At 69.4% G+C, this 12,612-nt stretch carries 12 protein-coding genes; 3 read left to right on the forward strand and 9 right to left on the reverse strand.

The features are described from left to right. Positions 1 to 311: 311 nt before the first annotated feature. The 8 genes from ACFZDK_RS53320 to ACFZDK_RS53355 all read right to left on the reverse strand — a co-directional run bounded on the left by ACFZDK_RS53320 (position 312) and on the right by ACFZDK_RS53355 (position 8,914). Positions 312 to 2,144 carry a TraM recognition domain-containing protein gene (locus ACFZDK_RS53320; RefSeq protein WP_390986013.1) on the reverse strand — a complete coding sequence of 611 codons (1,833 nt, stop codon included), beginning with the start codon at positions 2,142 to 2,144 and terminating at the stop codon, positions 312 to 314. Beyond that, positions 2,141 to 3,763 (reverse strand): ATP/GTP-binding protein, encoded by a 1,623-nt coding sequence (locus tag ACFZDK_RS53325; RefSeq protein ID WP_390986015.1) that lies wholly within the window; start codon positions 3,761 to 3,763, stop codon positions 2,141 to 2,143. Before ACFZDK_RS53325 ends, ACFZDK_RS53320 begins: the two co-directional genes overlap by 4 nt. Then, positions 3,763 to 5,256, reverse strand: a complete 1,494-nt coding sequence (locus tag ACFZDK_RS53330) for an SCO6880 family protein (protein ID WP_390986017.1) — start codon at positions 5,254 to 5,256, stop codon at positions 3,763 to 3,765. The genes ACFZDK_RS53325 and ACFZDK_RS53330 overlap by 1 nt, the downstream gene beginning before the upstream one ends. Before the next feature lie 384 nt (positions 5,257 to 5,640). Further along, positions 5,641 to 6,846 carry a hypothetical protein gene (locus ACFZDK_RS53335; protein ID WP_390986020.1) on the reverse strand — a complete coding sequence of 402 codons (1,206 nt, stop codon included), beginning with the start codon at positions 6,844 to 6,846 and terminating at the stop codon, positions 5,641 to 5,643. 4 nt (positions 6,847 to 6,850) lie between these two features. Then, positions 6,851 to 7,609, reverse strand: coding sequence for a hypothetical protein (locus ACFZDK_RS53340; RefSeq protein ID WP_390986022.1), 759 nt, complete (start codon positions 7,607 to 7,609; stop codon positions 6,851 to 6,853). A 29-nt stretch (positions 7,610 to 7,638) separates the two neighbouring features. Further along, on the reverse strand, positions 7,639 to 7,944 hold the full coding sequence (locus tag ACFZDK_RS53345; RefSeq protein ID WP_390986025.1) for a hypothetical protein: 306 nt from the start codon (positions 7,942 to 7,944) through the stop codon (positions 7,639 to 7,641). Between the two features lie 125 nt (positions 7,945 to 8,069). Continuing rightward, positions 8,070 to 8,354, reverse strand: coding sequence for a hypothetical protein (locus ACFZDK_RS53350; protein WP_390986028.1), 285 nt, complete (start codon positions 8,352 to 8,354; stop codon positions 8,070 to 8,072). Further along, on the reverse strand, positions 8,351 to 8,914 hold the full coding sequence (locus ACFZDK_RS53355; RefSeq protein WP_390986031.1) for a DUF6668 family protein: 564 nt from the start codon (positions 8,912 to 8,914) through the stop codon (positions 8,351 to 8,353). Before ACFZDK_RS53355 ends, ACFZDK_RS53350 begins: the two co-directional genes overlap by 4 nt. 205 nt (positions 8,915 to 9,119) lie before the next feature. Between ACFZDK_RS53355 and ACFZDK_RS53360 the strand changes: the two genes are divergently transcribed. From ACFZDK_RS53360 to ACFZDK_RS53370, 3 genes are all read left to right on the forward strand, one after another. After that, positions 9,120 to 9,917, forward strand: a complete 798-nt coding sequence (locus tag ACFZDK_RS53360) for a transglycosylase SLT domain-containing protein (RefSeq protein WP_390986034.1) — start codon at positions 9,120 to 9,122, stop codon at positions 9,915 to 9,917. A gap of 24 nt (positions 9,918 to 9,941) precedes the next feature. Further along, positions 9,942 to 10,856 carry a hypothetical protein gene (locus ACFZDK_RS53365; protein ID WP_390986036.1) on the forward strand — a complete coding sequence of 305 codons (915 nt, stop codon included), beginning with the start codon at positions 9,942 to 9,944 and terminating at the stop codon, positions 10,854 to 10,856. Positions 10,857 to 11,137: 281 nt separating this feature from the next. Then, positions 11,138 to 11,671: a sigma-70 family RNA polymerase sigma factor gene (locus ACFZDK_RS53370; RefSeq protein ID WP_390986039.1), complete on the forward strand. Its 534-nt coding sequence runs from the start codon at positions 11,138 to 11,140 to the stop codon at positions 11,669 to 11,671. Positions 11,672 to 11,690: 19 nt separating this feature from the next. Here the strand turns inward: ACFZDK_RS53370 and ACFZDK_RS53375 are convergent, their stop codons facing one another. Next, the gene (locus ACFZDK_RS53375) at positions 11,691 to 12,593 is read right to left on the reverse strand and encodes a hypothetical protein (protein WP_390986042.1); all 903 of its coding nucleotides are present in this window, start codon (positions 12,591 to 12,593) and stop codon (positions 11,691 to 11,693) included. Between the last annotated feature and the right edge of the window lie 19 nt (positions 12,594 to 12,612).

A 12,612-nucleotide genomic window follows, 5' to 3' on the forward strand; every position in this document is an offset into this window, starting at 1 on the left:
GTCCGCTGCCTGCCCCTACACCTCCGCGATCACGCCCCGCACACGAAGAAGTCCCTGTTCATCGAACAGGGACTCCCTTTGCCACAACGCACTGAGACAGGGCCGTTAGATTTACACTCCCCGGGCAGCGAGAGCGACGTGTTCTGAGTTCGGGGACCGGACGATCTGACGGCGCGTGACATGCTGCTGAGAGCTTGGTCGGGGGCGTGGGCTGTTCGACCGTGCGTGCTGTGCACGTTGGTCAAGGTCGTGTCAAGCGCCCGAGTGTCCGAGATGTCGCCGATCTCGGACACCCGTCGGGCCGGGCTGTGCTACCCAGTCGGATCCTTGTCCAGGGTCACCGCTTCGCGCTGCCACTTGCTGACCCCCACCGCCACTCCGGAGTGGGACGAGCCGTACCAGGCGCGGGTGGCGCGTTCGGTGATGGCCGCTGTCTCGGCCTTGGCCGCCGCCGAGATCAGGTCCGCGCCCGGCTCCTTGTACCAGGGACGCAGCCGGATCAGAGCGGGTCGGACACCGGTGGCCAGAAGCAGGGCGGTGCCCTTGGGGAGGGCACGGATCCGGTCGGGGGGGAGGACCTGGTCCTGGCGGTAGGAGTAGGAGCGTGAGGTGCCGTCCTTGCTCTTTGAGTACGACGGGGTGCGTACGTCGTGCTGACCCACGAGTTTGGAGATCTTCTCCACGAAGTCGGCGTCGTCCAGGCCCGCGCCGAGCAGCTTGATCGTGGCGGCGCTCCACAGAGCGTCCATGCCGGCCTCGCCCCACACCCGACTGCCCTGCCGGTAACTCTGCAACAGGGTGACGACGTTGATGCCGCGCGATCCGAAGTGGCTATACAGGTCGGGCAGGTCGGAGATCCGGCACACGTTGGCAGCCTCGTCGAGGACGGCCGTCATCGGTGGATCCAGCCGGCCGCCCATGCGCTCGGCGGCGACCACGCCCGCGCGCATCGTGGCGTCGGCGAGGCCGGCGATCACGCCTGCTGCCGAGCCACCGCCGTCCTTGGAAAGCAGGTAGAGGGTGTCCTGGCCGAGTACGTGCTCGTGCGGCCGGAACTCCGGCAGGTTCGGATCGGGCGTCACCCAGGCCACGATCTCCGGGTCCAGCAGACAGGCCACACACTGCCGGGCGGTTTCGTAGATGCCGTCCCGGGTCTCCACCGCGCCACGCACCGTGCCTTGCAGCTGTTCGGCCATGGCGACCATGTTGACATCCCGCAGCAGGTCGATCGGCGCGCGGTCGGCGGGGTCGGCCAGCCAGGCGAGCAGGTCGAGTACGGAGGCCTTGCCGCGGGCGGCGGCCAGGAACAGGGCGGTGAGGGTGTTCTGGGCTGCGGAGATCCAGAAGTCCTTCTTGGACTGGTCGTCGTTGACGGACGCCACGAAGTGGCCGGCCAACCGGCGGGCACCTTCGATCGTGTGGCAGTCGGCGAGGATGTTCCACCACATCTCCCGCGGGGCGTGGGCGATGCCCTGCGGGTCGAACGTCCACACCCGGCCGGTCTTCGCCCGCTCGGCGCGAGTCACGGCGTACACGTCCGACTTGTTCGAGGTCAGCAGCACAGCGCCCTGGGCGCGCAGGACCCGCGGGACGGCGATGCCGGTGGACTTGCCGGCTCGTGGGGCCATCAGGTCGAGTTCCACGTCCTCATAGGAGGAGCGCAGTTCGGGTCCGCTCGGGTCGAGGTCGCCGAGGAGGTTGCCTGTCTCGTCCGCGTGCAGGTGTTCTCTCCCCTTCAGCGAAGGGCGCAGCTCGCGGGCGCGGGCGGCGATGCCGTCGGGGCACATGGACGCCAGCTCGCGCCGCCCGGCCAGGCCCTTGGGTCGGGAGACGTATCCCATCAGGCGCCGTCCCGCGAACACGGCGAGCGCGACGATCACCGCGAAGAACACGATGATCCCGAGGACCACGCCGACCGGTGACGCGGTCGGCCACAGCTTCCCGGGCCCGTCGGTCAGGAGGGAGGCGAAGGTGCCGAGTGCGAACGGTGGGGGTTGCCAGCCCCCGCCGGTGAGCACCGCGCCCAGGGTGCCGCCGAGCCATACGCCTCCGAACACCAGGAAGGCCACGGCGGCGATCGCCACGATGGACCACGGTGCCAGATCGCCGCCGTGCGCGCGGGCTTTGGCCGACGCCGCGTTCACGCGATCCATCCTCGGTCCGGGCCCGGGCCGGAAGCCCCGCGCGCGTGATCGACCGCCTGCGCTGTCTGGTATTCGTTGGGCGCCCAGCGCTTGTTGGTGTCGTGCAGGAGCCGTTCGGTGTCGGTGATGGCGACTTGGATCGGGATGCCGGGCCGACCGCCGACCTTGATCAGGAAGCGGCCCCGGCCGGGTGGCTCCTCCCGGTCTCCGTGCGCTGCCCAGCCTGGTGGCGAGGACCAGGACGAGACCAGTGCGATCTCCCGTTGGGACATGCCCACGATCCGGCCGAGCTCTTCCATCTCCTGGCGTGGCAGCCCCGCGCACACCACCATTCCGGCCCGTTCGACGAAGCCGCGTGCCTTGGCCCGGTCGGCGTCGGTTCCCAGTGCCTCGGCATCCTTGATGGTGTGTGTGATCTTGGCGTCGCCGAGGCCCAGTGTGCGGTTGAGGCGGGTCAGGGCGTCGATGCGGTCCACGATGCCGCTCGCCGCGCGCAGCGGGCGCCACAGCTCGTCGAGCACGGTGAAGAACCAGCGTCGCGGCGCCAGTCCGGCGTCCGCCAGGGCGTGGGAGGCCGCCACGGTGCCCAGACCGTCCGACCAGGCCGCGAGCATGGCCGCCGCGGTGAGCTGGGTGTCCGCCTCGCCGATCCGTGAGATGTCCACGCACACGGCGGTCGCGTTCAGGTCGATGCGGGTGGAGGTCTCGGAGGCGAAGGTGTCGCCGAGGGGTCCGTCCAGGATGCCCAGCAGGGATCGGTGCAGTGGGTCGACGGCGTCCCGGTAGCGGGTGTCGTCGCCGCGGTCCAGGGTTACGGCCCGCACCCGGTCGGGGCCTTCGGTGAGGACCCGCAACAGATCGGGCAGGAGCGGGGCGCGGCCGTCCGGGGTGCGCTCGCGCAGATGGTGCAGGGCCGCGGACAGGACGGACTGCTCGTGGTCGTCCATGGGACGGTTGCGCACGATGGTGACGAGCGCGGCCACCACGTTGAGGACCCGGCCGTGTGCCTCGGCGGCCAGCATCCGCCCGGCTTCACCGCCGATCCGGGCGGCGGCGGCGCCCATGGAGCCAGGGTCGAGGACGTTGATGCCGCCCGCCCCGCGCCCGATGGAGATGATCTGGCCGTTCAGAGCGCGCACAGTGTCCGCGTAGTCGGGCTTGAGGTCGCCCAGCACCAGGGGTACGACGCCGGTGGCGGCCAGGCCGATGAGCATGCGGTTGATCAAGGTGGACTTGCCGAGACCCGGCATGCCGAGCATGAACAGCGACGGGTTGGAGATGTAGTGCGCGCGGGTGAACCACGACAGCGGATCCCCGCACACGGTGGCCCCGGTGAACAGGTGCTGGCCCAGCGGCACGCCGGTCATCGGAGCGCCGGAACCCGCCGCGAACGGCCACAGACCGCACGCCTGCACCGTGGTGGCCCGCCACATCGTCGGCGGATCGAGGTTGCCGATCTGGCCACCGCCGGGTCCGTTCCAGCCGCGCGGGGGAGGCAGCGGTTCCCGGACGGGCTTCTTCGCATTCTTGGTGGATGTGCCGACCGGCTCCGGAACGGTCCCCTCATCCTTCAGGGGACCGCCCGGAATCACGCTGGACTTGGACTTGGTTTTGGCCATCACAGTGCCTCCTTCAGCTCGCGCGGCACCAACGTGTGTTCCCAGGGCAGAATCCCGACCGGCAGCGTGCAGCTGAAGGCCGCCGCCTGCATGCGGTCGGCCGGGCGCATCAGCAGCCGCGCCGATGCCAGCAGGTTGCGCACCGCCACGCTCGCGTCGGCCAGTTCGCTGCCGGCGTCCACGGTCACCGTGACCATCAGCGAGAACTCCACCAGGCCGGCGCCTGTCGCCTCCTCCACGGCGGTCTGCTCGGCCGCGCGCACCTCGGTGGCCGCTCGCGCCTGAACCATGCCACGCCGGGAGGTGGCCATGAACTGCGCGGCCCTTCTGTCGGCTTCGACGATGCGCGCCGACGTCGCCGGGTCGATGGGGCGGTACAGCAGCGCCACCCGCTTGCGGCGCGTGCCGGGCGAGGCCTCCAGCAGGCCGCGCAGCACACTGGACCGGACCGTGCCGCGGGGCGCGAGGGTGAGCATCCAGGTCCGTGACACCCCGGAGTCGTGCTCGTAGGCGTTGACCTTCTCGACGGTCGCCGTAGGCCCGGCGTCGTCCCACTCCAGGCCTGTACTGCCGTAGCTCGCACGGGCCTCGAGGACGTCGCCGGCCACGGCGGGGTCATAGGCCACCCGGACGACTTCGGCGATGCGCTCGGCCGACAGGGCAACGGCGGGTCCGCCACCCGCGCTCACCAGACCCGACAGCAGGCCGGGCAGGCGGATGGCCAGGTCGGTGATGACGTCCTCGATCTCGCGCTTCTGGCCCTGAGGGACGCCGTACGTCAGAGAGATGTAGGTGTGCATCTCCGAGGACGCGGTCGGATACCGCTCGACCACCTCGCGCATCACCGCCTTGGCCGCCTCCGGGGCATCGTCGCGGATGCGCGGCAGCACCTCGGTGGCCAGCCTGGTACCGGTGTCCGGGGCGGTTTCGACGATGACACTGGCCCCGCGCAGCCCGGGTTCGTGGGAGAGCCGGGAGAGCCAGTGGCCCCAGGACGCGACCCAGGTGTCCACCTGGTCGGGGTCGACCAGGGAGCCTCCGTCGGGCTCACAGCCCAGGACGACGGTGTACAGGTTGCGGCTGCGGTGGTGCACTACGCCGAACGGCCGGTCGTAGGCGTCCCTGCCCTCCTTGACGACGACCCGGCTGAGGAGGCCCGGCGGACGGAACCTGCCGCCCGGCCGCTGTGACAACGGGCCGGAGACATAGGTGGTCGAGCCCTTGGACTTGCGCTGGAACCAGCCGACGCGCAGGGCTACGAGTTGGTAGACGTTGCGTCCGTCCTGGGTGCGCACGGCCAGTGGCAGCAGCGCCAGAGCCAGCGGGACGAGCACGGTGAGCGCGGCCGTCAGCGAGATCAGCGAGATCAGCAGGGTGATGACGAGCCCGCCGAACACCGCGACGGTGCCGATGAGCCCGAGTGATCCCAGGCCCGGTCGCGTCGGCCTGCGCCAGTTCCCGTAGGTGGGTTCGGCGACGGTGTCGGTAGACATGGGGGATTACCTGTGCCCTTTTTCCTTGGGGGGCGCCGCCCGGCCTCTTCGGGCCGGGCGGCGCCGTTCGTGGCGTTGAGATCCGACGGGCGAGCAGCGGACGGTGCCGGAGCCGCTGTTACCGAAGGACATGGGGTCCGGCGTCCGCGTCCAGGGGCATGCCCGGGTCCAGCAGGTCCCGAGACCGGTTGCGATGAGCTCGCGCGGACAAGGCACCCGACGAGGCCGTCTCCCGCGAGAGCCGCGCCCCGCCGCTGCCGGCGCGGCGTCCAGCGCACTTCCCCGGTACGCAGCCGTCAGGACGGCGGACCGACGGGCCGATGCGAGGCGATCGTCGTCACGGTCTTCGGCGAGCAGTTGCGAGCAGCGCATCCGGCACACGCTCTAGTGGTCCCCGTGTGAGTGGTTGTTGTCCTGGTTGGCACCCTCCACTCCGCTCTTGGCGATGTTGGCGGCGCCCTTGGCGATGCCCGCGACGATCGTGGCTGCCCCAAGTGCACCGGCTACGGCGCCGCCGAGTGCGGCACCACCGACGGCGCTCCCTGCGCCACCTGCGGCCGCCTTCCCTGCGCCACTTGCGGCCGCCTTCCCTGCGGTATGGTCCTGCGGACCCCTGCGGCCGCCGCCATCGCTGCCGCTGCTGCCGGAGGGACCGCCATCGCCGTCCGAGCCCGAGGGGCCCTGAGACCCGCGAGGTCCGCCCATCTCCGTGGCACCCTGGGCGAGCGACTTCGCTCCGGAGGCGATACCGCCCGCGACGTTCATGGTGGTGGATCCGACCGCGTCACCGCCCAGGGCGGCCGTCGCGGGGACGACCAGCCGTAGCAGCGCCGGCAGGGCGATGGCCGACAGCAACAGGATGGCCATGCCAGCCATCTGCGTGTTGATCTGGTCGCCGGAACGGTCGTTCATCAGCACGGCGCCCGTGTACATCACCATCCCGACCGCCGGCTTGTACAGCAGCCAGGCGACCATCCAGCCGATGTGCTTGCGCCACCATTGGGTGCCCCAGTCCGTCATGGACGCGGCGGCCGCCATGGGCAGCGTGCCCATCAGCATCACCATCACGCCGAGCCGGATCCAGAGCAGGACCATCTGGATGACGGCTGCGATGGTGAGGAGGCAACCCACGATCAGCAGCACGATGCCAGGGACCGCGTCAGTGCAGCCGATGCCGCCCAGAATCTCGTTCATGCTTTCCGTCAGCAGGTAGTTGCCGTAGCGGTCCATCAGTACGGCGAAGACGTCGATCACGGTGGTCGCGGCTGCAGAGACCACGACGACCCTGAGCAGGCCCTTCAGCGCCTTCGTGCCTGCCTCGCCGCGCCGGTCGAGGGCCATCTTCGCGGCGGCGAAGAGCAGGGAGCCTATCGACAGATAGATGACGACCCATTGTGAGGAGCCGCTGATCTTGTCCGACGCGGCCACATTGTCGGTCCCGATGCTGGTGGAGATCGAGTCGAACATCGCGAGGGCGCCAGCCATGACGATCTTGCCAACCATGCCGATCATGGAGCCGACAGGGTCGGAGAACATTCCCCAGAAGTCCAGGCCGCCGTCGCAGCCATTCGTGTCGTACGCCAGATACACGTTGTCACGCTCCCCACATGACGAAGCCGACGGGCGTCGACTCAGGGGTGGCCGAATAGAGGTATCCGTCGTCGCGGAGTGCCAACTTCCAGTCACCGTCCCGCCAGCGAAGGGACATCGGCGTCGACAGGTAGCCGCCGAGCGGATTGGTCACGAGCAGGTTCACGGTCGCGGACGTGCTCGCGTACGCGGACACGGAGAAGCCGGCGAACCTCCCCGCGGCACTCTTCGACGGGTCCGTCGTCCGTGCGGCGATCTTGCGCACCACGAACCTGTCGCGCGCGGCGCCGGGCACGACCTGCTGCTCAGCGGCGGCGCGCCAATGGGGGCCGCTCAGTTCGACGGGAATGACGTGCGCCGCCAGCACCGCTCCCATGGCGGTGTGTGCGAAGCACCACCACAAGGCCGGGCCCGTGATGAGGGGGCCCGCGGACGGCGTGGTCGGCACCATGATGGCCACGAGCTGTTTCCACCGGACGTCCCGCGGCGCCACGCTCGGCGCCGCGGTGTCCTGGTCATGGGTCCGGCAGTTGTCCGGCCGGCCGCCCGGCCCCTGCCGGACCTGTTGCGGATCTCCCGGGGAGAGGGGGCCACTCAATCCGGCGAGGGCCTTCCGGCTGTCGGCTGCCTCGGTCCGCCCGCCGTCGTCCGACAGGCGGGCCGTCAGTGCCGTGACCAGGAGGAAGGCCATGAACAGGGCCGAACTCACCCAGGCCCGCTGCTTGTAGAAGGGGCCGGCATCCCGCTCGCGCCTTAGTCGCATACCGAACATGTCGGTTGATTCGCCGTGACCTAGTTGAAGACGAAAGCGATGGTCGGGCCAGCGGTGGAGACAAGCACGCAACCACCCAGCACCATACCGAGACGGCTGAGGTGCTCGGAGCCCTCGCCGCGCTTCATGGAGACGGCCATCATGGCCCCGGTGATGATGATGCCGGCGACACCGGCCGCCGTGCCGGCCCAACCGGCGATCCCCAGCACCAGGTTGACCGCGTCCGCGAGGGCTCCCGGCGCGGCGCGGCCCGGCTGCGGAACGGAACTGGAGGCGGCGGGGCCATCGGCCAGAATCACGGAGTGGGAGAGCAGGAAGTCCTTCATTGCGATGCTCCTGTTGTTGCGGACGAAGTCCGGCTGTCGGCGCGGTGCGCCGCTCGGTTCGAAGAGGTGACATGCACGCGCGGGGACGGGCTCCCACGCGAGGCGACGGAGTGCGGCGGCGGGGGTCAGGGCAGAACGAACCCGACGATCGACCAGGACGAAATCGCGAGTACGCAGGCGCCCAGGATGATGACCAACCCCCGGAAATACGTGGCCCCCTCGCCCATCTCGCCGCGGCGAAGCTGCAGGGCCATCTGGGTGCCCACGACGAGCACACCTGCCACGGCAGCGGCCGACACACACCAGGCGAGCAGGTTGAGCAGATAGGAGCCCGAGTGGCCGATGTCGGCGTTCGGGTCGAAAGAGCCCGGCAGGTCGGGTGAGGGCGTCTCGTCAGCCAGTACCTTCATCGAGTTCCCTCCGCGACCAGCTCCATGAGGCGTCGTAGCTCCCGGGGCGGATTGACCGTCGGCTTGCCGAGACGCCAGGCCGGGATCCACGGCAGGCGGTGCACCTGAACCACCGAACGCAGAACCCGCACACGCCGACCGAGCGCGATCGGCAGTCGGCCGGGCGCGTCGGCGACCAACACGAGCGCCACCAGACGCACCCCCGCGGGATGGTCCTCCATGCGCAGCGTGTCCAGTGCCTGCGACGCCGCCTGCATACCTGCGGCGTGGGTGCGGGCCACCAGCAGCATCCGGCCGGGCTCTTCGCGTGCCGGGTCGGGCCACCGGCGCCCCATGTCCGCTCCACCCAGCTCCCGCGCCAGCGTGCTCGCGCCGGCGCCACCGTGCGCGTTGACCCAGGCAACCTGGTGGATCTGGCGCCCCGCCTGTCCTGATGACGCGGCGGATCCCGACCAGAGGGTCGACGTGTCCGGTACGGCCGACGCCGCGGGGGCCTGTTGGGCGGTCGGCCCGCGGACCCACATCTGGCGGTCACCGGACGCCACTGACAGGACGTCCATGTGTGTTCACCTCTTCTCTCGTTCGCAGACGACAGATCCCGGAATGCAGCGAATTGAACTGATCAGCCCTCATGTTCGTTGCGGGCATCGAATTCCGCGGTGATCTGTCAGGCAGCCACAACGGGAATCCGGCAGGACCGGTTCAAGACCCGTGGCCGGTATCGCGCAGGCGTGGGAAACGGACGGCCCAGGGAGAGGACAGGACGTGGAGCAGCAGGAGAGCCAGCCTTCCGGCGGCGGGAAAATGGACAGCACCACTCTGGCCATCGGCCTGGGCGGCACCGGCCTCCTGGGGTGTATGGGCATGGTGCTCGCGGTGATCATCATCATCGGAGTGATCGTCGAATGCGCTATAGGCGTCCTGCTGTGGCCCCTGGTGCTGATCTGCCACATCTTCGGCTGTGGCGGCGGTGGCGGCGCGCAGGTGGACCAGGACGCGGTCGTGAGGGCGTACAAGAGCGACGGCACCGGACCGCTGGAAGCGGACAGCGTCCCGGCGGATCTGCTCCAGGTCATCAGAGACGCCGGCAATCAGTGCACGCAGATCGGCCCGATCGTGATCGCCGCGCAGATCCAGCAGGTGTCCGGCTGGAACAGAAGTCTGGTCGGCCCCGACGGCCGCGAGGGCATCTCCCAGATGCCACCCGACAAGTTCACGAAGTTCGGCGAGGACCACGACGACAACGGCAAGACCTCGGCGCTGGACGCCGAGGACTCGATCATGGCGCAGGGCAAGTACCTGTGCTCGCTCGCCGGGGACGTAAAGCAGCTCGTCAATGACAACACCGTCACGGGGAACGCGCTGGACCTGACCTTGGCGGCCTACGACGTGGGTGAGGAAGCGATCAAACAGGCGAGGGGAGTTCCGGACACCGCTCAGGTGCAGAGCTACATCGCCGGCATCAGGAGCCAGTTCGCCCTGTACTCCGGTGCCATCAAGCCGCCCGACGGGTCTCCCTACCCGACGATGTCCGCGTATCCCACCCTCACGACCGGGCAGTGACCGGCGGAACAAGGAGACACCCCCGTGTTCAGCAAACCCTCCCGTCGGGCCAAGAACTTGCCCGACCTTGGCACACAGCGTTCGTCAGTGCCCTTCGAAGTGACGATCCGTGAGGACGGCACTGCACTCGTCGACGGCGAACTCATACGTGTTCCGGGTGGCAGGCCGGTCCACATAGCGGTACTCGATGTGCTGCAGGACAACGCGCGGACTCGAGGTGGTCCCGTCGAGGCGGTGATCCGCGAAGGCCAGGAAGGCAGCACAACGTGGCTGGAGGTGACCCCCGACGGTTCGAGCCGGATCCTGTCGCATGCCGAAGAAGCCGAGCAGGCACCCGCACCGCCACCGGCCGATCTCCGCGCCGCCCCCGTGTCCGCGCCGCCCCCGGTAGCCGAGCCGCTCCCGGCCACAGAGCCCGTTCTCGAAGAACGCTTCCAGAACCCGGATCTGTCTCGGCACTCCCCGCCCCCGGTGCCGAGCGAACTGACGCAACTCGTCCTGCTCGTGCGGCAGTCCGTGGACGCCGGATTCCTGGAACGAGCGTCGGCGATCGCGTTCAGGCTGCGGGAGCACAGCGCGCGCAGCTTCGGTGCCGGCCACCCGTACACCTTGGAGGCTGTCTCTCTGGAGGCGTTCGTCGCGCACCGCGGCGGCAACCATCGCCTGGCGACGACCACGTGCCTCGAACTTGCCCGGTTCCGCAGTCTGCGCTCCGAACCACGGGCCCGCGAGGACTTGATGCGTGCGATCGCGTCGTGGTGGCTCGTCGACGACGTCTCGTTCGCCCTCCTGCATGGCAGGGCGATTCTCGACGTGTGGTCCGAGATAGGGCAACAGGGCGAACCGACGGCGGAGGACGCCGAGTTGATGAGCCGCGTCAACCAACGTATAAACCGTCTCTCCGCGCCATCCGTTACCCCTGAGGCGGGAGTTGCCTGAGAGAAAGTCACAGGTCACCAGCTCGGTATTTGTGGAGGCGAGGCGCCGCACCATGCCCCTTGCCGCCCTCGTACCCCCTGGCTCTCCGGGCTTGTCAAGCCGGCGCGTGCATCGTCTGTCAATACGACATGGATCGCCCCTCGCAACACTCCCCGCACATCAGGACCACCGCAGTCCCCGGTCCTGAGACCTGATTCCAAACGGGGTCACGTAAGAGGGGAACGAAGTTGAGCTGGACCCTAATGGGTTCCGCGGGACCGAACGGCTCCCGGGAACACACGATGCGCACGCTGTATGACGAACACATTGGGGATCTCTACAGCTACGTCTTGCGCCTGCTGGGGGGCGACCACCACCGGGCCGAGGACGTGGTGCAGGAGTCGCTGCTGCGCTGCTGGCGCACTCAGTCGATGCATGACGGCCAGATCCTGCGGCCGTGGCTGTTCCGAGTGGCCCGCAATCTCGTCATCGACGACTACCGACTGCGGATGGCCCGCCCCCAGGAGGTCGACGGGACCATCTGGCTGGCCGAGTTACTCACCACGACCGACGACGTCGACGACCTTCTCTCCTCCGTGATCTTCCAGGAGGCGTTCAAGTCGCTGTCGGTCAAGCACCGCGAGGTCCTGTACGAGACCTTCTACATGGGCCGGTCGACGCGCGAGGCAGCCCATGTGCTCGGCATACCACCGGGCACAGTCAAGTCGCGTCTATACCATGCGGTGCGCTCACTGCGCCATGCTCTGGGCATCGTCGAGACCGCCGATGCGCAGGTCGGCACGCGGTCGGACCTGTGGGACCGACCCGCGGCGTGAGTACGCCGGGCCGCCGGGTTCACCCGGCGGCCGTCCGGGGATCTCGTGCGGGCCGATCCCACACCCGGGCCGCGCGGGATGCCCCCGCTTTCGGCGTGGATGCGGGACTCGGCCAACCACCGCCCGGCGCCGGACCGGCCGGAGCCGTCGTGGTGCGTGCCGAGTTCAGCCATGCCTGGTGTTCGAGGACGGCGGCGAGCGCGGTACCGTCCTTGCCCGGGATCTGATTGCGCATGCGGATCACGCCGATGCCGATGGACAGCGCGGTCTCCGGGTCGGCGATCTGGACCCAGAGTGCCTCGGCGTGGGCCGCTGCAGTCTCTGCATGCTCGCTCTCCCCTCGGTAGTGTCTGCGCTCGGCGACGTCCCGGAACAACCGCACGCTTCCCGCGGTGTCGCCGCGCAGGGCGGTGACGCGGGCCCGGACCTCGCGGGCGCGCAACGCGTCGGGATGGGAGACGCCCAGGGTGTCCGCGGCCTGTTCATCGAGCCGTGCGGCGAGATCGCCCGCCGTGTCGAGACGGCCCGCCTCCAGCTGTTCCATGACCAGGGCCAGGGAGTCGGCGATCATTCCGGGCTCCGGTTCCGCACCGGCAGCGAGGCGCACCGTGGGGGCGGCATTCCTGCTACCGCGCTTCTTCGGCGCCGGGGCACGCGGCCCGCCGGTGAGCTCGCCCACCGTGCCGTCGGGTGCGACGACCAGGTGCCACACCGTGCCGTCCGTTTCGGTGGCCTCTGCGCGCACCGGACGGCCGAGCCTGGCGGCGGCTTCGGCCACCGTGCCGATGGCGGCGGTCCGGTGGGCATGCGTCATGGCGGGTACCAATGGTCCCTCGGCGTCGACCCGCCCGTCCTCGTACACGGTCAGCGCGTAGGCGGGCCACGCGGGTACGTCCGGGGACTCGTACGTCCTGTGGGTCACTTTTCCTCCGGGTGCGGGA

Origin of the sequence: Streptomyces sp. NPDC007901, assembly GCF_042959465.1 — a bacterium.
In the GTDB taxonomy this organism is placed as follows: Bacteria; Actinomycetota; Actinomycetes; order Streptomycetales; family Streptomycetaceae; genus Streptomyces.